Source organism: Mesorhizobium sp. M7A.F.Ca.US.007.01.2.1 (genome assembly GCF_003998165.1).
In the GTDB taxonomy this organism is placed as follows: domain Bacteria; phylum Pseudomonadota; class Alphaproteobacteria; order Rhizobiales; family Rhizobiaceae; genus Mesorhizobium; species Mesorhizobium ciceri.
Window position 1 is genome coordinate 20,501 of the sequence record NZ_RZQP01000003.1, and the last position, 26,026, is coordinate 46,526.

At 56.6% G+C, this 26,026-nt stretch carries 19 protein-coding genes and 3 pseudogenes; 2 read left to right on the plus strand and 20 right to left on the minus strand.

Annotated elements, in window-relative coordinates; all coding sequences use genetic code 11:
- Positions 1 to 668 precede the first annotated feature (668 nt).
- From EN949_RS00950 to EN949_RS00990, 9 genes and pseudogenes are all read right to left on the minus strand, one after another.
- A complete protein-coding gene (locus EN949_RS00950) occupies positions 669 to 2,075 on the minus strand; it encodes an aminotransferase (RefSeq protein WP_063169303.1) in 1,407 nt (468 codons plus the stop codon).
- A gap of 190 nt (positions 2,076 to 2,265) precedes the next feature.
- A pseudogene (locus EN949_RS36335) lies at positions 2,266 to 2,686 on the minus strand (transposase); the annotation flags it as partial.
- A 483-nt stretch (positions 2,687 to 3,169) separates the two neighbouring features.
- Positions 3,170 to 3,676, minus strand: a complete 507-nt coding sequence (locus EN949_RS00955) for a TIR domain-containing protein (protein WP_063169304.1) — start codon at positions 3,674 to 3,676, stop codon at positions 3,170 to 3,172.
- A 9-nt stretch (positions 3,677 to 3,685) separates the two neighbouring features.
- Positions 3,686 to 4,546 carry a DUF4231 domain-containing protein gene (locus EN949_RS00960; RefSeq protein WP_063169305.1) on the minus strand — a complete coding sequence of 287 codons (861 nt, stop codon included), beginning with the start codon at positions 4,544 to 4,546 and terminating at the stop codon, positions 3,686 to 3,688.
- 1,402 nt (positions 4,547 to 5,948) lie between these two features.
- Positions 5,949 to 6,446: an Lrp/AsnC family transcriptional regulator gene (locus tag EN949_RS00970; RefSeq protein ID WP_063169306.1), complete on the minus strand. Its 498-nt coding sequence runs from the start codon at positions 6,444 to 6,446 to the stop codon at positions 5,949 to 5,951.
- Between the two features lie 493 nt (positions 6,447 to 6,939).
- A complete protein-coding gene (locus tag EN949_RS00975) occupies positions 6,940 to 8,463 on the minus strand; it encodes a fumarate hydratase (RefSeq protein WP_063169307.1) in 1,524 nt (507 codons plus the stop codon).
- Between the two features lie 27 nt (positions 8,464 to 8,490).
- Positions 8,491 to 9,924, minus strand: a complete 1,434-nt coding sequence (locus EN949_RS00980; protein WP_063170369.1) for an NAD-dependent succinate-semialdehyde dehydrogenase — start codon at positions 9,922 to 9,924, stop codon at positions 8,491 to 8,493.
- Between the two features lie 193 nt (positions 9,925 to 10,117).
- A complete protein-coding gene (locus EN949_RS00985; RefSeq protein WP_063169308.1) occupies positions 10,118 to 11,044 on the minus strand; it encodes a LysR family transcriptional regulator in 927 nt (308 codons plus the stop codon).
- A 167-nt stretch (positions 11,045 to 11,211) separates the two neighbouring features.
- Positions 11,212 to 11,613 (minus strand): hypothetical protein, encoded by a 402-nt coding sequence (locus EN949_RS00990; RefSeq protein ID WP_063169309.1) that lies wholly within the window; start codon positions 11,611 to 11,613, stop codon positions 11,212 to 11,214.
- Between the two features lie 1,485 nt (positions 11,614 to 13,098).
- Between EN949_RS00990 and EN949_RS00995 the strand changes: the two genes are divergently transcribed.
- Positions 13,099 to 13,446, plus strand: a complete 348-nt coding sequence (locus EN949_RS00995) for a transposase (protein ID WP_063169310.1) — start codon at positions 13,099 to 13,101, stop codon at positions 13,444 to 13,446.
- A gap of 48 nt (positions 13,447 to 13,494) precedes the next feature.
- Here EN949_RS00995 and EN949_RS36340 read toward each other — a convergent pair.
- Positions 13,495 to 13,631, minus strand: a pseudogene (locus EN949_RS36340) (IS3 family transposase); the annotation flags it as partial.
- Positions 13,632 to 14,159: 528 nt separating this feature from the next.
- Between EN949_RS36340 and EN949_RS36345 the strand changes: the two are divergent.
- The gene (locus tag EN949_RS36345; protein WP_063169311.1) at positions 14,160 to 14,534 is read left to right on the plus strand and encodes a zinc ribbon domain-containing protein; all 375 of its coding nucleotides are present in this window, start codon (positions 14,160 to 14,162) and stop codon (positions 14,532 to 14,534) included.
- Positions 14,535 to 14,589: 55 nt separating this feature from the next.
- Here EN949_RS36345 and EN949_RS01005 read toward each other — a convergent pair.
- From EN949_RS01005 to EN949_RS01050, 10 genes and pseudogenes are all read right to left on the minus strand, one after another.
- A pseudogene (locus EN949_RS01005) lies at positions 14,590 to 14,714 on the minus strand (integrase core domain-containing protein); the annotation flags it as partial.
- Positions 14,715 to 14,738: 24 nt separating this feature from the next.
- Positions 14,739 to 15,641 carry a CoA ester lyase gene (locus EN949_RS01010; RefSeq protein WP_210326668.1) on the minus strand — a complete coding sequence of 301 codons (903 nt, stop codon included), beginning with the start codon at positions 15,639 to 15,641 and terminating at the stop codon, positions 14,739 to 14,741.
- Positions 15,642 to 15,774: 133 nt separating this feature from the next.
- Positions 15,775 to 16,926, minus strand: coding sequence for a CaiB/BaiF CoA-transferase family protein (locus EN949_RS01015; protein WP_063169312.1), 1,152 nt, complete (start codon positions 16,924 to 16,926; stop codon positions 15,775 to 15,777).
- A gap of 11 nt (positions 16,927 to 16,937) precedes the next feature.
- Positions 16,938 to 18,191, minus strand: coding sequence for a methylaspartate ammonia-lyase (locus EN949_RS01020; RefSeq protein WP_063170371.1), 1,254 nt, complete (start codon positions 18,189 to 18,191; stop codon positions 16,938 to 16,940).
- Between the two features lie 453 nt (positions 18,192 to 18,644).
- Positions 18,645 to 19,640 carry a succinylglutamate desuccinylase/aspartoacylase family protein gene (locus EN949_RS01025; protein WP_063169313.1) on the minus strand — a complete coding sequence of 332 codons (996 nt, stop codon included), beginning with the start codon at positions 19,638 to 19,640 and terminating at the stop codon, positions 18,645 to 18,647.
- 319 nt (positions 19,641 to 19,959) lie between these two features.
- A complete protein-coding gene (locus EN949_RS01030; protein ID WP_127273917.1) occupies positions 19,960 to 20,202 on the minus strand; it encodes a hypothetical protein in 243 nt (80 codons plus the stop codon).
- A 24-nt stretch (positions 20,203 to 20,226) separates the two neighbouring features.
- Positions 20,227 to 22,005 carry an ABC transporter permease subunit gene (locus EN949_RS01035; protein ID WP_063169314.1) on the minus strand — a complete coding sequence of 593 codons (1,779 nt, stop codon included), beginning with the start codon at positions 22,003 to 22,005 and terminating at the stop codon, positions 20,227 to 20,229.
- Positions 22,006 to 22,025: 20 nt separating this feature from the next.
- The gene (locus EN949_RS01040; protein ID WP_224570037.1) at positions 22,026 to 23,114 is read right to left on the minus strand and encodes an ABC transporter ATP-binding protein; all 1,089 of its coding nucleotides are present in this window, start codon (positions 23,112 to 23,114) and stop codon (positions 22,026 to 22,028) included.
- Between the two features lie 190 nt (positions 23,115 to 23,304).
- The gene (locus tag EN949_RS01045) at positions 23,305 to 24,411 is read right to left on the minus strand and encodes an ABC transporter substrate-binding protein (RefSeq protein ID WP_063169315.1); all 1,107 of its coding nucleotides are present in this window, start codon (positions 24,409 to 24,411) and stop codon (positions 23,305 to 23,307) included.
- 62 nt (positions 24,412 to 24,473) lie between these two features.
- The gene (locus EN949_RS01050; protein ID WP_063169316.1) at positions 24,474 to 25,637 is read right to left on the minus strand and encodes a M20 aminoacylase family protein; all 1,164 of its coding nucleotides are present in this window, start codon (positions 25,635 to 25,637) and stop codon (positions 24,474 to 24,476) included.
- Positions 25,638 to 26,026: the final 389 nt, after the last annotated feature.

The window sequence follows — 26,026 nt, forward strand, 5'->3', positions numbered from 1 at the left end:
TCAGAGAATCTCCATGCATTAAATCATGACCGCCCCTGCACCGACCAAATCAGGAGAAATCATCCTGCGCTGACCAAAAGCCATCATTGACCCCAGCTTTTGCAGGAATTTGGGTCGGCATTAGCATAACAATTCGGATAGCCGCTCATCCCCCACCCGGGGCGCCGTGATCCGCAAAGAAGTGTTGCGATGCTTTCTTTTCTTTGATAGGCAAATCGTCTCAACAATATTAAAATGCCTTTCCTTGTGAACGGGGTGGCGTGTGAGTATCGTCCTTCTATATACCTGACGTGATAAAATTCACCGCAATGATTATGGCCCGCTGCAATGATGTAAAGGGCACGTCTAAGCTCAATCTGCATCGGAACGTGCAGATGACCTTTACCAGACCCTCGATCCCGCACGGGCCATAATGATACTGATTACGTGGGTCAAAAAGGGCGCCCTGCCGGCGGGGAGGTACACCCGCAGGGCGCGCCGCACAGAGGTCCTGGTCGTTGGGCAACAGGACAGCGGCGGCAGAACTGATTCGGTTACAAATCGTGACTGAAATAGCCCGGAGCATGCTCAAGATCAGATATCTGGAATTCAACAGTTTTGGGTCTGCTCGGCGCAGTAGCGCGCAGGGACATGCCTGCCTCCGGACTCGCTCCTTCGCGATCGCAAAATCATACGGCACCCTCGGCCTTCAGCGCGCGATAGGTGGTATCGACCGACTTTACCGTCGCGTCGACAATGATGTCGATCTCTTTTCGGGTAATGATCAGGGGGGGGGCATAACCGAGGATGTCGCCATGCGGCATGGCCCGTCCGATGACACCATTCTCAAACAGAGCAGCTGCAGTGCGCACCCCGACCTGAAGGTCGGGTTCGAATGGTATCCTTTGTTTTGGGTCCCGCATCATCTCTACGGCCGACAGGATACCCACTCCGCGAACTTCACCAACGATGGGATGTCCCGCCAGCTCGGCCTTCATCCGGTCTTGCCAATACGGTCCAACATCGCGGACATGCTCCAGAATATTTTTTTCTTTAAGCAGTCGAATATTGGCGAGCGCGGCTGCGGCACAAAGCGTGTGCCCCGAATATGTCCAGCCGTGGCCGAGTGCGCCGTGCTTCTCAGTTCCTTGTTCCAAAACCGACCAGACACGGTCGCCAATGATTGACCCGGAGATGGGGAGGTAGGCGGAACTCAAACCCTTTGCGATGGTCACGAAATCCGGACGCATGTTATACAGGTGGGAACCGAACTTCTCGCCGGTTCGCGCGAAGCCACAGACCACTTCATCCGCGATTAGAAGGATATCGTATTTGTCGAGCACCGCTTGAATGGACGTCCAGTACCCTTTGGGGGGCGGCACAATACCTCCTGTCCCAAGTACCGGCTCTCCGATAAAAGCTGCAACCGTTTCCGGTCCTTCGGCCAGGATCAAGGCTTCAAGCTCATCGGCACAGCGCCGGGAGAACGCTTCCTCGCTCTCCTCGACACGCGCCTGGCGGTAATAGTGCGGCGTGGTTGTATGGCGCACCAAATCCAGAGGCAGGTCGAAGAAATTGTGAAAGAAGGGAAGGCCAGTTAGGCTACCCGTGACCAATCCAGACCCGTGATAGCCGCGATTTCGCGAGATGATCTTTTTCTTTTCGGGCCGGCCAAGAATGTTATTATAGTACCAGACCAGCTTGATGTTGGTTTCGTTGGCATCGGAACCGGAGAGGCCGAAATAGACCCTTCGCATGTTCTGACCGAAATACTCGACCACGGCCTCTGCCAACAGGGCGACCGGCTCCGTACCTTGGCTGGCATAGACGTGCGCGAACGGCAATTCGTGTGCTTGCCTGGCAATGGCCTCGGCGATCTCCGTGCATCCATATCCCATGTTGACGCAGTAGAGTCCTCCGAAACCGTCGAGGCTCCTTCGGCCTTCGGTGTCCCAGATATAGACGCCTTCCGCACCGGCCATAATCCTATTTGGCGTTTCGCCTCGGCTGTGCTTGGCCAGATGCGTAGAAGGATGGAAGACGAAGCTTCTATCCTTCTCCCGGAGTTGCTCGGTTCCCAGATTGCTCAAGCGCATGTCCCTCTCCTCGCGATAAATTGGCGGAGGGCACTCGGCCAGCCACCTGTTTAGCAAATAGCATACCGGAAACGTCCCTTGAGTTTCTCGGGAATGCAGGTTATTCGCCGTGAAATTCGCGGGATCGGCCCGAATTGCCGTGAAAACTAAGGCGTCACCTTCGCCTTAGCCGAGGGTCGGGGGCGCGTCCTGCAAACACGAACAGCTTACGACGCGCATGCGCCCAGCATAGTGCCCGATTAGCGGGCGATATTGACGGATGAATAGCGCTCGGGACGCTGTTCCCGCCGGCCGCGCGAGGCACGATAGAGCGCCGGCGGCCATGTTCCGCCGAACTGCCGGTCATCCCTTACATTCTGACGGTCCGGATCGGTCTTGCCCTTCCCAAGGGTGGTAATGAGGTGATCAGGGGCAAAGCACATTCGCCTCGATCAGCAGGCAGCGGGTTCCGTGCCGCGGCACAGGCTCCAACCTGGTTGGCCAGCGCTGAGAGGCTGAGGTCGTGCCCTCGCGCATATTGATAGCTTTGGCGGTGCGGCGGCTGGTGCTCGGCAGACTTCTCGAAGGAGCATAGCCAGAAGGTTCGGCCCGGCAAAGACGCGCGGCGAGAGCTCCTTGCCATTGACATCTTGATTCGCAGCCGACCAGCGCCGCCAAGTTCTATCGTCAGCGTGTTGCCTTTCTTGCGATCGCAAATTCGTGGTTGCTGCGCAGGGCGAGCCGAGCTGCGGCTCGCAGGAGGGGGCGAGCCGACAGAATTGCGCGGCCTGAAAAGCTGCCTCCATCAATGCTGGCCGCTCGTGCAGTCTCGAAACGCTGGATCAAGCCTCAAACATCGAACAGCCGCTCCTTTTCCTCGCGAAACCAGCGCCCTCGCGCGACATGATCTTGTCTGACGATCCGACGCTTCGAGCGGGGCTCCTCTAATAGGTTGCACATGACCTGCAGCTTTCAGCCAAACTCAGCAAATCGGACGTCGTGCTCTTCTTATCATCGCTCGGCAAGCTCGGAACACGCTGGCGGACGTTGCTAAGGCTAGTCGCCGCCAGCGGATGGCGAGGATGTTTGGGCGGCTAAGTGCTTTTAGGTGGCGATTATAAGCCGAGATCGCGATAGGTGCTTTCGCCATAGCTCCTGGCGCCATCGCCACGCTGAGCGTTTGAAAGCCGATGAAATTCGCTCGGCCAATTGGCTAGCGCGTGCTTGATGGCCTTCATCTTGAACGGCACGTGCACAACACATTTGTCCCTGATGATAGGCGGACAGCTCACATCTTGTTGCCGCGAGCCGTTAAGGTTTGCTGCGATTATCGGCAGACCTAGATCAAGAGCCAATTCCATTTCCCAGCGCACGAAGCGAAAAAGGTTTTTCGTCTTCTCACCGATCAGGACAAGTACCTGGCTCGATCCATTCATTCTGTTGCGAAGATTGCGTTTAACATAATCTTCGTCCTGTGCTCGGCTCGTCATATTGTCCAGATCGTGAGCGTTCGCGAATTCAAAACTCACATTCTCGCTGGCGTTCCACCCTTTCATAAAGCGGTATGCCCAAGCGTCTTCATCGCCGTCAAATATTACATAGGTCGGATCGCTGTATGCCATTGTTGTCTCTTAGTTGTTTTGACGAGCAACCCACTGGGTGTGCTCCCGTGAGAAAGCCAGTTCGGCTTCGTTCACCGCGGCGGAGAATGCCTCATCCGAGTTGGCGTCCGTAATAAGGTCGGCAGTCAAGCCGATCTCGTGAGCTGTCAACGTGTAAGCCGATGCCAATTCGTTAAATTTCTTGATCTGGGTCCACCCAATAAGGGAGGCGGCGATGACAATTAGCGGCTCGGTCGGCCAGCCTGGCATCGCGGGGTCAGCGATGCGTACTACGATGAACGAGAATCCCAGAGCGTATGCAAAAATACCAAGGCCCATCCAGACTTTCGCGGACCTCTTGTTCGAGCGCGCCTTCTTCTCGTACCACTTCCGTTGGTCGCAGATTCGTCTCTGCAGATATAGGTCTTTTCTTTCTTTTAGCGGGGAGTCCCTTATCGACATCATCTGGTCGGTTGTTTGGGGGGATGCTGAATCGGTGCCGCTCAACGCGCTACCAAGGTGACGATTGCTATCAAGGATACCTTCCATGAGCTTTCGAAAATCAGCTCTGGCGTCAGCGGCGCGCGCGTCATCGAACGGCTGTGCTCGCATCGCGAAGCGCCAAGTCAATGTCTTCACCGACTCTGCCAGAGCTCGAGCCTGATACCAGACCTGCTCGGGCTTTGTGACCGACCGGAAAATGAGGACTCCCATTGAGCAAAGAAATACCGCAGCATAGACACCGAAATAGGCTTTTGATGGCGACAAGTCCAAAGAGAGCACCGACGCTAAAAAAAGAAGAACGTACTCTGCCCGGATCAGGCGCAGAAACGTCGCCTGCTGCTCGTTGGATGCCACGTCGGCGCTATTATAGAGTCCAGGATATTTCATTTTTGAAGCACACCAGTCTATTTTGTGGCGGTAAATTCTTTAAGCCAGGATTTGGCAAACGTGAGGTTAGCAGTCGAGCTTACAGAGCCTATTCTTGAGCGAGGCGCGGTCCCTCTGTTCATAAACAGGAATGCAGGTCCTGTCCCATCAATGTAAGGGTATAGGCCCAAAAATTCTTGCCCGGAGAATGTTTCCGAAGAATTTTTTGCCACGGGCAGAACCGCTACCGCGGTCCGAAACCCATCGAAAAAGCCAAGCTCCCAAGGCATCCATCTGGATCCTGGAGAATTGTTTGAATGCACATAGATTAGCGTCTTTGACTGCCTCATACGGGTCCGCAGCAACTCGGCGGTGGCCGAGGAGACTTTTGTGCGGTCCAGTTGTGAATCTTCGACCCAATCTACGTAAGCAGTGAACCCAAGCTCCTCGAAAATTCGCTTCACACCGAGAACGATCTCTGCGTCCTTGAAAGAATGTGACAGAAAAACGTCGAATGACGATCTGGCTGTAGCTGCGGCCGTCTCTTCCTTTAGAACGATCGATGCGGCTCTATGTCCTCGACTGGCATTCGCAACTCTTTTCAGCTCTGCCTCGGTCAGTAGCACTATTCAAATCCCCCCATGATCTGTTCGCAATCTATGAACTTGACGCCCATTCGATTAAGCGACCCTTGTCTTGTGAAAACTGGCACCATGCTCTCCAGCCGGTAGCGCAACCTCCACCTTCTCAAAGACCACGTCGGGTGGCAGGAGTGACCGGCCTTGTCACCCACCTACGCGATCCCGGCACAGCCATGCTCCTCGCTTAGAAGGCTGCGGAGACCAGCAATGTCAAACAGGACAGACGATCTCCTAATCTCGAACAGCAACGAACTTAGGACGTAAAAACGCGATCTCCGAATGTCCGCAGGCGTCGAGGGCCGGGTTGGTCGCCAAGGCCGAGCGGGCCAGCTTGCACTCCCGCTACCCGTCGGCTTGCCAAACCCTCGCTGTAGATTTCGCCCCCTACACGGATGCGCTGACCGCGACTAAGCTCAATCGCCACTGATCGCCAATCCAGGGCGAAAGTTCCCCCCTTGAAGTAGCGGTAGAGGCATTTTTCGGCACTTCGCATCTTAGATATGGACGCCTCCTCAACCAGGCACGATCCGGTTTGGCTTCTCGCCGTAACCGTGCTGGGCAAGTGCGTCCGATGGCTGCTTCGATCCTCTCCTGGAATAGATCGGTTCCAGATTGCTCAAGCGCATCGTCCTTGCTCGCGATCAACTGGCGGATAGCGCTCGGCCACCTTTTTCCAGCAATTAGTATACCGCAAATGTCCCTTGAGTTTCGTCGGAATGGGTGCCTTTTGCCGACGAATCTACGGGATCCGTGCCAAACGCCGTTGAAACTTAGCTTTTGGGTTACCGTTGCCTCAGGGCGGACAAAGGTATCGGTGAATTGGACTTCACTGGTTTCGTGACGACAAGGCTATAGTATTGATCAATCCCCAAGCCTGCCTGCAGCAGTCCCTCCATGAAATCCTGATAGGCGGCCATAGAACGAGATGCGACCCGCATCAGATAATCCACGCGCCCCCCAATTGCCCAGCAGTCCAGGATTTCCGGAATGTCTTGGATAGCAGTTTCGAAGTGTCGTTGGTCCTCAAGACGATGACGATCCAGCACGACCTCCACCATCACAAAGATCATGCCGCCGATGAGGGCAGGACTCAGCCGCGCATAAAATCCCTCAATAATCCCCGCGGCCTTGAGTGCTCGGAGCCGCTCCGAACAGGCGGACGCCGAAAGATGAACTCGTTTTGCAAGCTCACTTTTTGAAATCCGACCGTCTGCCTGAATTTCGGAGAGGATCCGCAGGTCCCAACTGTCGAGTTGCACGGGATCGGGTTTCGACTTCATAACCTATGCTCTCAGCGATGACATCGCGTTGTGTGCCGATCAATTCTATCATCAATTGAAACGAGCGAATGTAGCAGTGGAAGGCATCCGTTCCAGGCCCGAGATGTGCCAGAATGGGGTACGAAAATCAGCTGAGGGTGAGCGATCCGCTGAGAAAAGCTGCAGAAGTAATTTGGCTATCGCCCCAACGCCCAACGGGGCAATGGTGCAGCTGGAGAGAATAGTCGGCGGCGGCGGAGACCATGATAAATAGATAACCGATTTTCTTGAATCTCGCTGCCGTACTTGATAGACGCGCGACTGCATTCGACCCTCGATCGCATGGACGGCATACTCAATGCAGTATTCACTCGCACATTCAACTATTAGGGTGAATTGAAGGCCTTGCTTGGCCGGCTCGCCGAGGCGCAGGGCACCGCAAATGCCGCTCGTCTTATGGCTTGCCCGATAATTTGGCGCTCGGGTCTGGCCGAAATCGCCCAACCGGAAAGACTCAAACACCGATGTTGCGTGCGATGCTGTCGGCTGCCATACGCTTACGCCACTCAAGAGGCCCGGAATTGTGAATGGAGTTTCCCTCAACATCGACAGCCATGACGACGGGCATGTCCTGCACATCGAATTCATAGATGGCTTCCATGCCCAGGTCTTCAAAGGCGACAATCCGCGCCGCCTTAATCGACTTTGAAATCAGGTACGCAGCGCCACCCACTGCAGCAAGGTATGGCGTTCTGTGTCTTACAATCGACGCGATGGCCGCCGGTCCCCTCTCCGCTTTGCCCACCATCGCGAAAAGGCCGGTTTCGGCGAGCACCTTGTCCGTAAAATCGTCCAAGCGGCTGGAGGTTGTTGGACCGGCGGGTCCAACGACTTCATTCCTCACTGCCCGGACGGGACCGACGTAGTAGATCACGCGGCCCCTCAGATCGACTGGGAGCGGCTTGCCGGCATCAATCAGTTCGACCATTCGTTTGTGGGCAGCGTCACGGCCCGTCAGCATCTTTCCAGAAAGCAGGAGCGTTTCACCGCAGCGCCACGATGCCGTCTCTTCCTTCGTAAGCGTATCTAAATTGACCCGCCGGACGCCGGCTGGGTTCAATTCGTCGGCTCCGATGTCGGGCCATTCGCGCAAATCGGGCGGCTGGAGGCTGATGGGTCCAGAGCCGTCCAAAGTAAACTTCAGGTGCCGGTTGGCGGCGCATTGCGGGATGAGCGCCACAGGCTTGGACGCTGCATGAGTAGGATAGGTCGCAACCTTGACGTCAACGACTGTCGTCAGACCACCAAGGCCTTGGGCGCCGATACCAAGCGCGTTGATCCGCTCATAAAGCTCAATCCGCAGCCCCTCTTCTGCGCTTGACGCCCCCCTTGCGATCAGTTCCGCCATATCTATGGGCTCGTTCATGGCCTCCTTGGCCAGCAGCATCGCCTTTTCAGCGCTACCACCGATGCCGACAGAGATCAGTCCAGGTGGACACCACCCGCTGCCAAGGGTCGAAACGGTATTGACCACCCAGTCGGAAACGGAGGCGGTGGGATTGAGGGTGGTAAAACGTGCCTTGTTCTCCGACCCGCCGCCTTTCGCGGCGATGGTGATCTCAATCTGGTTACCTTGCACCAGGTCGACATGGACAACTGCCGGTGTGTTGTCGCGGGTGTTGACCCGTCTAGCGAGGGGATCCGCAACGATCGATGCCCGAAGGGGATTGTCCGGATCGAGATAGGCTTGACGTACGCCCTCATTCACAAGATCCGCGAAACTGGCTGTTGACTTAATGCGGGCATCCATGCCGACCTTTGCGAAGACAACCACAAGTCCGGTGTCCTGACAAATCGGGCGCCGCCCAAAGGCCGCCATGCGGGAGTTCAGCAGAATCTGACCTATGGCATTCTTCGCCGACGGGCTCTGTTCTCGCGTGTATGCGTGAGAAAGAGACCGGATATAATCTGGAGGATGATAGTACGAGATGTACTGAAGGGCGTCGGCGACGCTCCTTGTGATGTCGCTACCGGCCATGGTCCGTGTTCTGTTTCCCACCGGATTTTATCCAAATGAACCGAGGCCATTGACCATTTTCAGAATCTGGAAGCTTCGCACCCCCTGCTCGCCGCCTTCATATCCATAGCCGCTTTGTTTGACTCCTCCATAAGGGGCATCAGCGGAAACCCCTTTCAGGTAATTCACACTAACAGCGCCCGCAGAAAGACCGCCCACAAGCCTCTGTTGCGTATCGGCCGCGCCAGTAAACAAGTAGGCGGCCAGACCGTACTCCGTGGCGTTGGCTTCATCGATCGCCTCTTCGATCGTATCGAAAGGAGCCACGGTGAGAATTGGTCCGAACGGCTCTTCATGAAGCACTCTCGCTTCCTTCGGTACGCCAGTCAGGATGGTTGGCGGCCAGTAAAACCCCGGTCGGTCAAGGGGGATGCCACCGGTCTCGATTTGGGCGCCGCCCTCTACCGCATCTTTGGTCAGGCGTTGCATGGCCTCGATTCGCCGCGCGTTTGCCATGGGACCCATCTGCGTTGCAGGGTCATCCGGTGGACCGATCCTGATTTTTCGGACCGCCTCCGTCATCCGGAACAGGAATTCCTCATAGCGGGATCGGGCGACAAGAATCCTGCTGGGCGCATTACAACTCTGGCCCGCGCACTCGAATTTGTATTCCGAAATAGCCGGTATCGCCGTTGCCAGGTCGGCATCTTCGCACACAATAACCGGGGAATGTCCACCGAGCTCAAGGATGCAGCGCTGCAGATTATTCGCGGCCAGTGTGGCCAGCTGTTTCCCAACAGCGGTCGACCCCGTGAACGTCAAGACTTTGACAATTGGCGAACTGAGCAGATGCCGTGATATATGCACAGGAACACCGAACACCAGGTTGACCACGCCTTCCGGTATCCCTGCTTGACGCAAAGATTCCACGACATGGACAGCCACGCTTGGCGTCTCTTCGGCCCCTTTGAGGATCACCGGGCAGCCTGCCGCCAGCGCGGGGGCGAGCTTGCGGGCGATGAGAACGGCTGGATAGTTCCACGGCGTAAAGGCAGCGACGACACCGAGGGCCTCCGGGACGATCATCCTGTTCGGACCCAACGGAATCGGGGTCGACAACTCATCGGCATGCCGGCCATTCCATTCCAGCGTTTCGACTGCGCGCGCGTACTCTCCTGTTGCTTCGGCAATCGTCTTTCCCTGTTCGGACGACAGGTCCCTGGCTGCGGCGCCAGCTTTCTCAGCCAGATTGCTGGCGGCAGAGACGAGGATCTCGCCACGCTCTTTGGCGGGGCGTGAGGACCACGCCTTGCGGCTGCGTTCTGCCGAAGCAAGAGCTTCATCCAAGTCTGGAACCGTAGCCGAGGCCACTGAGGCAAATACCTTCTCCGTCGCCGGGTTGATCACCGGCAAAGTGGCTCGGCTACCACCGGCTCGCCATTTGCCATTAATGAAGAGCTCGTAGCTCCTGGCGTGGGACATCGCGGGCTCCACTTGTGATTCTGGCCATGCGAGCGCCGTTTCAATTTTCGAAGCCGCTGAGCTCGCTTGAGCCAGTTTCATCGCGATGGTCGCAGCGGGTCAAATATCGATTAGTGCCTAAATCCATCTGGAATCCAGATCGATCTGTTCCGACAGGAAGGAAGTCATGCCGTTGTTTACAGATCGATGGTTCTCAGGTCGCGTCAGGAGCCGATGCTACCCAGCCCCGGCTCTCAATCAATTCTCTGGCGACCTTCGGAATGAGCTTGCGGACCGCAGAAACGGCCGCAGAACGCTCATCTTTGGGATTTACAGCAAGCACCACGGAGCGGGTAATTACCGGATCGACTATCTTGACCGTCCGGACCAGCCCTTGAGAGGCTTCTTTCTGAACGGCAGACGGGGCGAGAATAGAATGCGCTTTTCCCTCTACGACCATGTTGATGATCGTTGAGAGCGAGTCCACTTCAAACTTGACGTCCATCGCGCAACCGTGTTGTGCGACGACATCAGCCACCGAACGCCTGACATTGTTGTTGCGCATGGGAACCGCCAGGGGGAATGCATGCAGGTCGGCCAGAGATATCGCATCTTCAAACGGTGGCTCGCCGGACGGAACCACCAGACAAAGGTCTTCGCGCGCTAGCACAGTCATTCGCCCCACACTGTCCGCAGTGCGGTACAGAACCGCCAGATTGAAGCGTCCAGCCGCCATCCATTCCTCTAGCGGTCCCGTCATACCCTCGACCATCTTGAGGGACACCTTGGGCAGTTCGTGTCTTACCGTCTCAAGCAGCGGACCGCTCAGGACGCGAGCAGCTCCAGACGGAATGCCAATAGTCACCTCCCCGGCGGGGGAAGCGGCTGTGTTGGTCAATTCCACCTCGGTAATTCGAATTTCTTTGAGAATCGCCCGCGCCCGCTCCAGGAGTTTGGCTCCTGACGCCGTCACGCTCACGCCGGTCCTGTCGCGTATCAGCAGCTGAGTGCCGAAGCCTTCCTCCAATTGGCGCACATGCAGACTCAGCGCACTCTGGGCGACATTCAGAAAGCCAGCGGCCTTCGTGAAACTGCCTGCTTCGACCACGCCAACAAAGTATCTTAACTGCCTGATTTCCACGGGTACTCTTCCGAGGGCGGACTGCAATGATGTAATCTATCTCGAAATGTGATGGCGCGACAGCAATAATTGCAGAGCGACATGACGCCTAACTGTCGTGTCATCTCAGTGTGGTTTGACCAAAACCGTAACCTATGTGTCCAGAATGGACCCAACCCGCCGAGGCTTCAACCGGCCAACTCGGCGCCCTGATCCATGGAGATGATTTCTCGGACCCTTCGAATAACCGGTAGATCGACCATCTTCCCGTCCAATGTGAACGCGCCTTTGCCTTGCGCCGTCGCATCTTTTTCGCCGCGAGGACACGACGGGTCCCTCGAGTTCTTGTGCGCTTGGTGAAAAGCCCCATCGATGTTTAAATGGATCGCCTGCGGCCCCACGAAGTTATCATTGTCTAAGAATCGCCGATGCTTCCTATCGAGCCGAGACTGCCGCATGGGGAACAGAACGGAAAGGTTCGGCGTCAAAAGCAGGTCGAGTTCTGGGGCACCGCCAACAGCTGCACTGAAGTCTTCAGTACCAAGCGCCATTGCAACCAGCGGCGCTAACAAGATGGGAAAGGAGGTCATTGCTATTGCCGCTGGCGGACTTCGGCCGGCCACCCCATTTCCTCTTCCGAGAGGTGAATTGTCCAACCAACCCTGCTGACTAATGACGAGCATGATCGTATCGTCAACGTGTCACAGAATTGCTTGCAAGCTCACGGCCTCAGCTGGGCCAACGAACATTGAACTCCGTGGACGAAGCCTGGACCCGTCGTCATCCAAGTCAATCCGCGCCTCGATGAGGGGACAGATCCTCAATTGGTTCAGCTGGCTTGCAGTATTGCACCTAGCAGTCACGGCGAGGACTGGGATTTGCGAAGAAGGCATTCTCGCAGTGCGGCCGTACGGTACCTCATTCCTGGCACACTGGATTAGATCGCTGGCGACATTAAGATCAGGTGTGACCGAGGTGAAATTTTATGTCGAAAACCTGAAGGCAGGGCGTCAGGCAGGGCGATTACAGAGATCCTATCGGACATGTCATCGCAGTTTCATCCACCATTGCTCGACCGAGGCGACACTCATCGTCCCATCAACCTAATCCATTGGTCGATCACGCCGTTCACGACCCTTGGCGAAGAAGGAATCAGCAGCCCCTAGGCTCAATTGGAAAGCGGGGCGGGGTCCATACGTATCTTCGTTTCCGGGCACCTCATGCTAATGAAGCCGCGACAACAGGTTGGTTATGCACCCAGGTGCTGGCCAATCCGGCTTGACTGGAAAGTTTCATACCCAGGCCTGGCACAGGCGAGCGTGATGCCGCTCTCGCTATGTTGGACCGCAGACGCCGCGACGGCGCATCGACTGGCGCTGGCGAAGCCTAGGACGCGCCAGTCAAGGACCTGCAAAGAGCAAGATCACGCCGCGCGTTGCCTTCAACGCCCATTTGAGCAGAAAGCAACAAGCCTCGCGTATAGCGATCGATGACCGCACGAAGCGCCATCCGGGCTATGATCTCAGTCAGCACTGCCCTAAGGGGTCAGAGGAGGGTTCGGTCAGTCAAGACCTCAGACGGCATGGCCAAGGTCAAGCTGCGAGGATGTGCCACCGCGGGCGCGGCATAACTTGGCGGGCTACAATTTGGTTCGCTTGCCCAGGCTGCTGGCAGCGCCGGTAGTCGGCCGCGCCGGACTGGCACCTACGTCTGGTCCATGAACGGTTGCTTTAGCAAAACCGAAGTCCTCGCCAAAACTCTTCGCCGACGTGCGACGACCGCGCCGGTGCTCGTTCCGGGGTCGGCAAGACGAAGACAGGCCTACTCTGGATTTATGCCCGCGATGACTGATTAGGGAGGGAGCGGACCGCCGGGCGTCTTATGTCTATGCGCCGGACCGAAAAGGCCCAGCGTGCGATCGCTCATCTCGCAGGCTCTCTACCGGAACTTGCAGGTCGACGGCTATAGCGGGCCATCGCTTGCTGGCCGACGAAAAGCGGCTTCACGCTCGCCTTCTGCCATGCCGCGCCCGATCGAGGCGCTAAGAAGGATCCGCGAACTCTAAAAGATCGAGGATGACATCCGTAGCCGAGGCCAACGAGGCCTTGCTGCACGCAGGCAAAAAGTGCTCAACCATCACGGCACTGGACCCAGGGCGGCTAGAGAAGCTCGGCCAAATCAGTCAGAAGACCAAGCTCACAGCGGCGATCCCCTACACGCTCTCGCGCTGGGAAGCGCCTCTCGCGCATCCTGGACGAGGCCATATCAAGATCGACAGCAACGTGGTCGAACGCTCAATCATACGCAACTCTTTTTGCAGCTCCGGCGGTGGCGCTGAGCACTGGTCAGTCATCGTGTCGCTGGGTGATCGCCGGGATTGGCCGGATAGCCTGAAGCTAAGGCCGTCGAGCCAGACCCTCTGACCTGCCACTGAACTTTCAACCAGTGGCGATTAGCCTCGGCCGTTTCTGTTATGGCGCGGTTTGAGCAACGGGCGGAGGCGCGAAGCCTTCATTGAGTGCAGCGTCGGAGCCGGTTGCGGCGAGGGTTCCGGCGAAGACCGCCGGGGTCAAATAGCGAGCGAGGAATGCGGCCTCACGGTGTTGAACAACACCAGGAAAGAACACCCACAGGACCGAGGAACGCAAGTTTCTTTATCCGTGGCATCCTTGGGCCGGGCGTTGTGTTCACGTTCATGAGGTGATCGAGAACGCCGACCGGGAGGTTTTCCGCTGCAGTCTCTCCCGCCACGCCTCCGATCGGTGGCTGGAAGTTCCGGCCTGGATGTTTGATCGCGGTCTGCACCGCGTGGCGCATTGCCCTGCCCCACATATCGATCCCAGAACGCTTGGCGTCTTGGTGACACTGCTGCAGGACCCGACGGCCAATTCCCACACCCCATCGCAATTGGAGGATTCGGGCGCAGCATCGGGTCCTCACGAAGCGAACCGGGGAGAGGTCCATACCGCGCCAGCCTACGACATATCAGTTCGATCTTCTCCAACCCGCACGACGCGCAGACCGCGCAGATGCCGCCATTCGCTCGCGCAGCCGCCGTAAGGCGCGAGATGCTGGCGCTGATTCCGGGTGCACACGAAGGCTACGTCGGCTGGGAAAGGCGGAAGCGATCCGCAAGATGGTGAGCGACCACGTGCCCACGAGCCGGCATCACGGGGCGCCCAAGCATGGCGACGCTCTGCTCGCCGACCTTGTCCGCTGCCGGCGCTGCGGCCGCGAGCTGACGGTCCGCTACACGGGAACCAAGCACAACATTCCGCGCTATTCCTGCTGGCGTGGTCTGCTTGACAATGGCGAGCCGCGTTGCATCGCCTTCGGTGGACTCGCGTCGATCGAAGGCGTTCATCCTCTGCCGGACGGTCCATGGGTCTTCAGCCGATCAACGCTTGACGAACCGGCGGCTCAGCGCATCGTTCATCGCGCGCGGCAAAACCCAAAATACCCCATGGGATCGCATCCAGATCAGCAAAACCTATTCACTCAAATGACATAGACAGATGAGTGTTATGAACAGGATTTAGGTCCTGCCTCCATTCGGCAGTGGCACTGCGGGCGTGGTCGAGGCCGAAGAACAGGCCATCGTTCAACAGCTCGTCTCGCATTCGGCCGTTGAGGGAATCGCGTAGCCATTTTGCATCGGCTTGCCCGGCGCGGTGTAGTGCCATTCGCTCCTGTTCAGCCGCTGATAACAGGCCAGTCAGTTGTTGCCCACAAGAATCAGGATCTCGTGGGCGCGCCGCACCACTGGCGGATCTATCATTTTGCCATTCAACGAGAATGCGGACAGTCCACGCGTGGCGGCATCATTTGCCGCCGCGACAACTTTATGGGCCCACTCGAGCTCCTGGGCGCTTGGCGAGAAAGCCTCATTGAATATGGCCACCTGTGTCGGATGGATCGCCAAAGCTCCGGCAAAGCCAAGCCGCCGCGCCCGCACCGCGGCCTCACGAAGTTTATGCGTGTCCGAGAACTCGCCGATGCTTCCTATGAAGCCCAGCGGGAGCAAGCCGGCCGCGCGGGCGGCAAACAGAACAGAAAGGTTCGGCGTCAAAAGAAGGTCGAATCCTGGGGCGCCGCCAACAGCGGCGCTGAAGTCTTCAGGGCCAAGCGCCATTGCGACCATCCTTGGATGCGCCGACGCAATGGCCGCAAGCCTTTGCAAGGCGCCCGGGGTCTCAATCTGGGCAAGGAACCGGATGCCTCCCTGCGGAAGATTTCTTTCACGTTCTAGTTCCGAAACCGCATTCGCGATCTCTATAACCCACTCTGCCGAATCCGTCTTCGGAAGAACCAGTGCGTCAACACCCGCCATCACGGCTGCATCGAGATCGGCCGCCAAGGCGCGCAGACCATGATTCACGCGGACCAAAACAGATGCGCCTTTCCGGCCCACCTCTGCCACGCATTCAGGAAGCTGCTGCCGTGACTCTCCTTTCCGATCCTGGGGCACGGAATCCTCCAGGTCGAGAATGACGCCATCTGCGCCCCGCTCATGGGCCGTCTCTACAAAGCGCGGAACGTGAACAGGAACGAAGAGCAGGGATCTCCAGCGCGGTACAGACATCGCGCCTTCAACGGCCGCAAAGGTGTCCTTGATCATGGAGACGCCTTTGCGGCCGATTTTAGCGCGGGCGCTGCCAGTGAGCTTTCTAGGCGGCCGGTGCGCTGAAATGATCCGAGGTACACAGGCATTTTGTAAACCGCGAGCAGTCTCACCTTACTGAAACGCGCGCTCACGCTGACGCGGCTCTTTCGCGCAAAAGCGCCCGCACCTCCTCGCGGACAGCCTCGGTATGAGAGCCAAGAGCCGGGACTGGGCGAAGCGAGGGGAGCTCCGAGTTGAAAATCGCCGCCGGCGCTATCGTCTCGACGGCTCCATCGGGTGTTCCAACCTGCACCCTGCGAATGTGTGGATGCTTTGAAACATCCACCACTTCGTTCAGTCGGCCATATGCCAGGCCGGCCGCCTCGAGCTCCTGCATCGCATCGTGGCAGGATAGTTCAAAAAACCGCTGTTCAATGATCTCATCAAGTTGCGCACGATGAGCGAGGCGCTCCATATTGTCAGCAAAACCAGGTGCGCGTGTGAGCCCGGACTGCTTCAGGAATTTCTCGCAGAAATTCACCCATTCGCGGTCATTCTGAACCGAAAAGATGACCTCTTTGCCGTCGGCACAGCGATAGGCACCATACGGCGCGAGCGACGGGTGTTTCACGCCTGCGCGTACCGTCTGGTAGCCGCTGTAATCATTTTGCAAAACCGGCACGTTCATCCAGTCGGCGACGGCATCAAACAGTGACACCTGGATGCTGGTCCCTTCGCCGGTGACCTCGCGGTGGTACAGTGCCTGAAGAATGGCGCTGTGCGCTGTCATGCCCGCCGAGATATCGCAAACCGAGACCCCTACACGCGCAGGCCCCTGTTGGTTGCCGGTGATAGCGCATAGACCTGTTTCGGCCTGGACGATCAGATCGTAGGCCTTCAAATGGGAATACGGCCCTGACTCCCCGAAACCAGAAATGTCGCAGGTGATCAGCCGCGGATATCGTCGACGCAGATCAGCGGACGCGAACCCCAGTTTTTCTATGCTGCCCGGCTTTAGATTCTGGATGAAGACATCAGCACTGGCAATGAGCGTGTCGAGGACGGCGCGATCCGCCTCCAACCTCAGGTCTAGACAGACCGACTCCTTACCCCGGTTGAGCCAGACGAAGTACGCGCTCTGCCCCCGCACCAGCTTGTCGTAGTTTCGGGCAAAGTCCCCTTCGGGCCTTTCGACCTTGATCACCCGGGCGCCTGCGTCAGCAAGGCGAGACGATGCGTAGGGAGCTGCAACGGCCTGTTCGACCGCCACAACCGTGATGTCCTTGAGACTGTTTAGCATCAGGGCGCTTCCTACGCGGCTTTCAGGTTTTGTGCCCGACGCCGATCAAGCATGGCGAGCAACCGATTTTGTTCGTTGCCTACAATGGAAAGACCTTCGTCGATGCCCATGCCAGGCTTCGCGAGCATCATGTCCGCCTGTGTTGCCACCGAAATGTGAACCGTCGCTCGCGCGGAGAGATCCGTCTCGCTGCAGCTGCCTCCCACATAGGCGTCCACGTTGTTCTCTTTGCACAGAAGCACCGCACGGGCGCTGTCGGCGATCGAGCCCACGTCCGGCGTCTTGATCTGCACGAGATGGGTCGCCTTAGCCTCCGCAAACAGACGCACATCCTCTAAGGTGTTGCAGCGTTCATCGACAACGATGCGCGCACGTGACGCGCGCGCATTCAGAATGCCGACGATCTGCCCGTAATTTTCGACCTGCGCCGGCGTAGACCCGAAGTCGGCTGGCGATTCGATATTCACCGTGAACTCCGGAACCGCGTCAGCAACCTTACTGATGAAGTCGGCGATGCGCTGGACGTCGAGCCCGATCTCCATACCGATCCAGCCGTACACATCGAAATGCAGCACCGGAGAATAGTCTGGTTGGCCGATTTGCTTGACGCGGTGCGCCACCCATTTGACGAAATCCAGAAAGGTTTCTCCCCCAACGCCGAATTTGCTACGCGAGTTGATGAGGCCATGCGGGATCACATCCACCCCCTTCAGGATCATTTTATCGACATTGATTTCGCGCGCATCACCGCTCTGGCAATAAATTGGGACACGACGATGCGGCATGGATAGGCAAAATTCCGAACAAACCACCTCCGCCATGGTACGACGCGCAGCATGGGCAGCAGCGCTTAAAAGGGCTTGGCTGACCCCATATTCGATGCATAGTGGGAGTCGTTTCCCAGTATGGAGATCGAAGACACTGGAGCAGGCTGTCAAAAAGCTGGACGCATCAATGTTTAAGAGCCGCGGGACAACAACACGTGACGTGAGATCCATGATGGCTCCGACGTCAAACAGGGGGTCACGCCCGCCAGCCCCTGAGTATTGCACTCCCATCATATCGCCCCAGGCGACCATATCGTCTTCCAGGACAAGCCCGACGCTTAAGCAAGCTGCCGGAACACGGATATCACGGAAGCCGGGCGTCAATGGCTCGCCGACGTAAACAAAACCGTCCTGGCCAACCCCTGCCCTAATGGCAGCTTGATCGTCATAAAAGAAGGCGCCGTTGCCGGGCGTGAGAATGACGTCTTTGATCTGCACTGAATTATACTCGAGTTTGGCCAAGCTATGAGCTGCGGCCGGATTTGCGCGCTCTGTCCTAAGTTATGCCCCGTTCGGAATCGGTTTTGCCAATATAAAGCCCCGAACGTGCCCATCTCGTTTTAAGATACGATAAAGTTGTTTTACGGGCGTCAGCGGGGACGGCACCGTCCGCCTCCCCTCTTGGTCGCGGTGCGCCGGATCGTCGCCCCTGCTTCCATAACAGAAGCTAGGCGATCAATCCGTCCGGCCAGCTCCCATCTCGGACCGCCACTTTCAACCATGGTTAGTATAAACCAAGCGATCAAGGATCAAGCAATCTTTTTGGCATGATTTTGGAAGACAGGATCAGCCGCTGATCGATCCGAGGAGCTGGCCTATAAGCTCCAGTCGAGGCCAGTGCCTTCATACCGGAGTTACTACAGCTGGCCAAGGCGCGGCTAATCTGTACCTCTAGTTATGCAGCGGCCGCGCAAGGATGGCTACCCCTTCATTGCGGTCGACATGCGCGCCCGATCCTATGGCTAGGACGATTGATGGCCCAGGCGCTCGGATGTCAATGGACGGAGCGGAAACAGAATCCATAGAGTGTAGGATACCTATAAGATCTCCCGACCTCACTTCATCCAACACAGAGCAGCGAGGTTCGAAGATACCCTGCGCGGGCGATTTCAACTCGTCTGATATCAGCGTCTCAAGGGTCTGACTGGACCTTTTGTTACGGAAAGACACGTCCTCGACTTTTCCTTCGACGAGTCCAAGCATAACGAGCGCGTTGCGAACTCCAGCTTCATAAATCGCTAGAGCTTCTGCGCTAACCGTACCACCGCCGAATTCCGCGCAAACGAATACCTTCCCTAGGCTATGTGCCCAACTGTCGAACATCCCAGCCGTGTCGTCATGTTGCCAGAGCAATGTTACGGGCAGCTTAAATGCCGCTGCCATTGCGAGCGTCTTAGCCATGAGATCCGCATCAGCAATTGGATGCGTGATGACCGCCGGGGGAAAATCCCACGTTGGGCCGAAGCTGTGCAGATCGAAAACGATGTCGGCATTTGGCAACAATACGCGTGAAACCGCATCCGCGATTCGTTCCGTAACAGACCCGTCGGCACGGCCCGGAAACACGCGGTTCAGATTCAAACCATCAAGCGGAGTATTGCGGCTCCATGCTTGAACTGCCAATGGATTAAGCACTGGCAGCACGATGATCCTACCACTGGTTTGCGCTTGTGGCAGCCACTCGATAAGCCGCCGCGCGACTAATGGCCCCTCCATTTCATTGCCATGATTCCCACCGGTGATAAGAAGGCGCGGTCCATCGCCCTTATTAAGACTAAAAACCGGAAGCGAGAACTCTTCATGGTCGGCGCCTCCCGGCACAACGAGGTGTCCTCTGCTCACGCCATGCGCATCGAGATCAAACGTAAGATGTGGTGCTTCGTTCATTGCTTAACCTATTGCGGGTGATCTGGCGACTTTGACCGGGCATATGGTCTTGTACACGGCTATTTTTTTCGCCTGGAACTATGCACACGCGGTCACCACTTCGCCAATATAATGTCCGAGACGGCACCATCGCGTTTTCAGATGACCAGGGCTCGCTCTGCTGACCTGTCCCTTGGTTCGTCACCTTGATCCCGGTGCACTAAGGGAGGAGGAAGGTCAAAGTCGCGGTGGGTAGCCGATTTCAGAAATCGCGCGATCAGCCGGTTGACGTTGGCTAGCTGTTCGTTGTTCAGACGGGCGAAGGATCTGTGCGATCCGGTCAGCGCCGTTGACCTCGAATTCCATCCTGGCGCGCAGCAAGAGGATCGGCAGGTCTGAGCTTGCTGGCGAGCAAGGCCGGCCGATCCCAGACATAGTCCGAATCCTTGATCCGCATGTGCCAGATGATAATTGCAAGAGCTTTACTGGTTTCCGTTTTGGACCAGGTGGCCATTTTATCCGCCCGTTGAAGCCCCGAACAGATGCTTGTCGCCAGTCCGTAGGAATAGGTCGGACGCATCATCAGGAAGTGGATCTGCCACGCCAGTTAGGCAGCGGCTTCCTGTAATGTTCGCTGCATGCTCGGTCGAGAACGCCACCAGACGGCATAGAGGACAAGCATCCAGATTAAAGGCAGAAGCATCAAAAGAGAAGCGACTGCAGCAATCGTCGGGTCGATTTGGTGGCGGATATTCTCCAGCATCTTCAAGGGCAACGTCCGCACCGACAGACCGCCGACCAAAGACGTTATGACCGCTTCATCGAATGACTGGAGGAATGCGAACATGGCGCCGCCGATCACTCCCGGCCTGATTAACGGCAGTGTTACGCGAAAAAACGTTTGCAGTGGTCCGGCACGCATACTCTTGGCCGCCTGCTCTAACGTCCGATCGAAGTTGGCCAACGTCGCAGAAACGATCACCACCACAATTCCAACAGCGCCGATACTGTGAGCGAGGGCGATACCACCCTTTGTGCCGATTAGACCAATCTGGATGAGACCCAGATAAGTCGCGATACCGACCACGATAACTGGAAAGGTGATAGGCGTGATTATGATCATTGTCAGCACGCCGCGAAGTCTTGCGCTTATTCGGCTCAATCCGAAAGCAGCAAGTGTTCCCAATAGAGTAGAAATAACAGCTACCTCGACACCAATCTCGACGCTGGTCCAAGCTGCTCCGCTCCAAGATGCATCGCCGAAAAACGAGCGATACCATTGAAGCGACAGGCCCGAAGGCGGAAATTGCAAAAATGCCCCGGAACTGAACGACATGATGACAACGATTATCCCTGGGAATAAAAGAAAGGCCATCACCAAAACGATAAAAACGATCGCGACGACTTTAGGCCATCGCCTTTCCGCCCCAGGCACGTAGCGCCGTCCCGTCCACCGTTTGACACGATAGGGACGCAGAATTTCGCTGAAGTTTCGTTTGATAACAAGAACAATGGGTAGTCGGGACATCGAGCCCTTCGGAGCTCGAGTTTGGCTTTGCTCTTGTTTGCCGGAGAGGTCAAGCCCGACCATGGAAAGCACCACAATGGCAAACCCGAGAAGGATGAAGGACGCAGCGGCAATGCGCGGAATATCGAACGAGCTATTCACCTCGGCCGCAATGAAGGTTGAAAGCATGGCATCGCGCAATCCCCCAAGTGCCGCCGGCGTGATATAGAATCCTAGGCAGAACACAAAAACTAGGAGCGAGCCACTCCGTGCGCCTGGAATGCTAAGGGGGAGAAATACACGCCTGAAAGCGGTGAAAGGTCCCGCTCCCATACTGCGTGCAGCAGCCATCAAGGACCGATCGATCCCCATCATCGCACTAACCAAGGGAAGTATCATCATCGGCAGCATGATGTGGACCATGCCAATATAGACCGCGGTTCGGTTATAGATGAGTTGCAGAGGTCGATCGATCAATCCGACGTCCAGCAAGATGTTGTTGATGACCCCGCGATCCCCAAGAATAACAATCCATGCGTAGGTACGCGCCAGCCCACTGGTCAAATAGGGGATGATCACGAGAGCGATGAGCGTCATGCGCAGAGTCTTGGATGCCGTGACGATCAGATACGCGGTTGGATAGCCTACGATTAAGCAGATGGCAGTTGCGACCAGACTTATTTCTATCGTTTGAAAGAGCACCCGCACATTAGCTGGCTGGGCGAAAAACGCTCCGTAGTATTGGAACGAGAAATCGGGGGCATTGACACTGCTTAGGAAAAGCAAGGTTATAGGGGCACCGAAAACCACAAGCAAAAGCGCGAACGCGGGCGCGGTTAACCCAAGTGGCACCTTGGCCATTCTGCGCAAAAGCTTCATGGATATCCCTTATCAATCGCTTATGGCGAAACGAAGCGAATGTCTGACCGCAGCCACGTGAGGCAAACCTCCTCGCCTGGCTGGAAAACAGGTTGGTCTGCCGCGACATGTTCCCGGACGATGAGAACATTGTTGCCAACGCGAACATGGTATTTTCGCAGAGGGCCGGCAAAAATCATATCGTCGACCGCACCGGCAACATATTGCCGCTGGTCCGTTTGAGCCCACTCCGCAGTCTTCGGAAGTACACTGATGCGCTCTGGCCTTATCATCGCAACGGTGCCGATTTGCGGCGCGTTGCCCCCTCTGGCCAGCAACAAGGCATCCTCGAGAATGTTCGCCTCACCCAGAAATTTAGCGACAAAGCACGATGATGGCCGATCATAGAGGGCCTCTGGTGTATCGATTTGCTCGACACGTCCTGCGCGCATTACAACAATCCGGTCTGACAGAGTAAGCGCCTCCTCCTGGTCATGCGTAACGCACACCGTCGTGATACCGAACTCCTTGTGCAAGCTCTTCATCTCGATCTGCATCTGCTCACGCAGGTTACGGTCGAGTGCGCCAAGCGGTTCATCAAGTAATAGGAAGGGTGGATCGGCAATCAGCGCGCGGGCTAGCGCCACGCGCTGCTGCTGACCGCCACTCAATTGGGATGGCATGCGACCGCCGAATTCCCCTAGATGCACGCGCTCAAGCATACGGGCTACCCGAACCTTCCTCTGATCGGGAGCCATGCCCCGCATTTCGAGAGGGAATTCCAGGTTTCGAGCCACTGTGAGATGCGGGAACAGCGCATAGCTCTGGAACACAATTCCTTGATCGCGCCGGTAGGACGGGACCGAAGCCACTGAATGGCCGGCGATCATAATATCACCCGAACTCGGGGCCTCAAAGCCGGCCAAGAGCATCAGGGTAGTGGTCTTACCCGAGCCGCTCGGGCCGAGAATCGTCAAGAACTCGCCGCGACGCACGGTCAGCGACAGATCCCTGACCGCCGGAACACTCCCGTACATCTTGGTAACACTGCTGAACTGAATTTGTGGCACCGATTGGTTCACATCTGCAGCGTCAACTTCCGAACGGGGGGCGGTATTCATTGCGTGCATGTTCACTGTGGCTCCTCCACCATCGCTGGCGTGCATTAGCAGGCATTTGCCGTACCTTCTGCCGTCGTACCCGATGCCGTGAGCGGAGAGGCTAGTGGGCTACCCCGCTCCCCGTCACATTTTCAGCATCAGTTTCGACTTTAGCCCGGTATGGAGTTACCCCGACCGGACTTTCGCACTTCAACCAACCCTACTGCAGGATCCACTCATTCCACCGCTGGATAAGCATCTCAGTGTTGGAAACACCGCTGGGGCCTACCTCATTGTACCATTTGCCGTTGATGGAAACGCTGCTCTTGATGTAATCTGGGTGGGTAGGGAGCTTGCGCGCAACTTTCTCGGGAAGAAGTTTGAACGCATTGCCGTTGCTTGGTCCCTCAGGAAACAATTGGCAAAATGCTGCCTGACGTTCCGCGCGAGTGGCGAATTCGATAAACTTCTGCGCAGCCTTCGCGTTGGGTGAACCCTTTGGAATGACCCAATAATCCCACTGCAGCTTCGCCTGGTTTCGATTGATCTCCGTCGCGGCGCCCTGATCGATCAACAGTAGAGCTCTTCCGTCATACGATTGAGCGATGTCAACGACCTTATCATGCAACATCTGTTGAATCTCTGATCCGCTGCTCCACCACTTACGGATGTGCGGCTTTATTTTGTCCAAACTGGCAAACACCCGGTCGATATCCATCGGGTAGAGCTTATCGGGAGATACACCGTCCGCTAACAGGGCCTCTTCCCAGGGTCCTTCTGAACCAAACTGGCCGGACACCAAGGTGCGAACGCCGGGAAACTTATCAGCATCCCAGAATTCAGCCCAGTTTGTCGGCCGGGGTTTATCAGCTGGGAATACGTCTGTGCTATATACCATATTATATGAGTAAATCAAATTTGCCACGCCAAACGGTTGCTTGGCAAATTCATAAATTCCGTCTAGCTCTTCTTTCCTGAACAAGGAGTAATCAATTTCTTCAAGAATTCCTTTCTTAGCTGCGACCAAGCCGGACCCTTGCGTAAGCGCCCCGACATCTACCGTGACATTGCCCGATTTTACCATCAACTCGACCTGTCCCATACCCATGTCGTCGGTGATTGGGTTGACCTTGATACCGGTCTCAGCTTCAAATGGCTTAGCGTAAGCCTCAATGTTAGCCTTTCCCCAATCGCCGCCGCCTAGCACTACGTTGATCTGGTTGGGTGTTTGGGCCGCAACGCGGCCCGCAATTGAAGACAGAGCGCCAGCCGCCATGGCGGTCGATGTCGCCTGCAGCAATCGTCGGCGATTTATTTCGTATTTCATGTCGTTACCCTCTTCTTGTGATCTCAGCCTTGATTAGCCAAGGTTGTTTTGCTTGGACAATGTCATGGTGCTAGAGCAGCCTCGGCCAAGTTGACCCAGTATCCAATGCCGTATGGCAGTGCTTCATCGTTAAAGTCGTAGGTTGGATTATGGAGAGCAGCAGTCGATCCATTTCCAAGCAGTATACATGCCCCCGGCCGCGCCTCTAGCATGTACGCGAAGTCCTCTGACCCCAAACTAGGTTTGACTTTGGGGTTCACCGATGAATGGCCGACCAGAGCACGCGCCACCTCTGTTGCCCGACGCGTTTGATCGGGATGATTGACAGTGAGGGGCTCCAGGCGGCGATGCTGAAACTCGACCTTCGCCCCGGAAGCGCGTGCAATATTTTCCGCGCACGCCTCAATCTGTTTTTCAGCGAAGTCGCGCAAAATCGGTGACAGTGTCCTGACTGTTCCGGCAATCTCCGCGCGTTCGGGAATGATGTTGTAAGCTTGTCCGGCGTTCAGCTTTGTGACGGAGATCACCAGGGACTCGGTGGGGTCCGTGTTGCGTGAGACTAGTGTCTGCAAGCCTAAAATGATCTGAGCTGCAACAACGACGGGGTCAATTGTCAGATGGGGAGCGGCCGCGTGACCCCCTCTGCCTTTGACCACAATATCGAACTCGTCGAGCGCGGCAAAAATCGAACCTTCGCAAATGCCGAACGCACCAACCTCCATGCCTGGCCAATTGTGCATGCCAAAGACCTGAGATATCCCGAAACGGTCCATGATCCCCTCCTGGACCATTCTTTGGCCGCCGCGGCCATCTTCCTCGGCAGGTTGGAAGATCAGGGCAACGGACCCTTTGAAGTTCCGGGTCGCGGCGAGGTATTTCGCGGCGCCAAGGAGCATTGCAGTATGCCCGTCGTGACCACACGCGTGCATCTGTCCGGACCTTTTCGACGTCCAAGGTTTGCCTGAAGCTTCGAGTATAGGCAGAGCGTCCATGTCGGCCCGCAACCCGATAGTGGGCCCATCTCCGAGTTGACCTTGGATCAACGCAACCACGCCGGTTTCAGCTATCCTGCACTCGATGTGGTTAATCCCGAAGGAAGCCAGCTTTTCCGCCACAAATGCCGCTGTGTCATTCACCCGATAGTCAAGCTCCGGATTCTCGTGCAGGTACCGGCGCCAAGTCATCGCTTCGATCTCGATCTCCTTGAACCTGTCAACGCCAACCATAGGCACGTTCCCGCATTTGAGTAATTTGGATCAGGCGCCGGTGCGTAATTAATGATCGATGCCACCGGTGTTTTCGTCAAATGCAGTTTGGATATCGTAACCATCTAGAACCGAGATAGCCCCGCGTTCAGGCCTCGGTGTTGGCGCCGGCGACTGCGACCCGATAACAAGCCGTTTGCCCTCAAATGGATAAGCTTCGGCCTTAGAGGACCAGCTGCGAAGTGCTGGCAATCATAAACTCTGGCTCTGCTGGCAACGGCCAATGGCAAAGGTCTGAGTAGGAAGAGCTGTCACCATCGCGACACTCCTCCCCCTCCCACGACCTACTTTCCAGGACTGCATGCGCTTTGCCACTCAATCCGCAAACCGCAGACCCTAGGCGGCGTGGA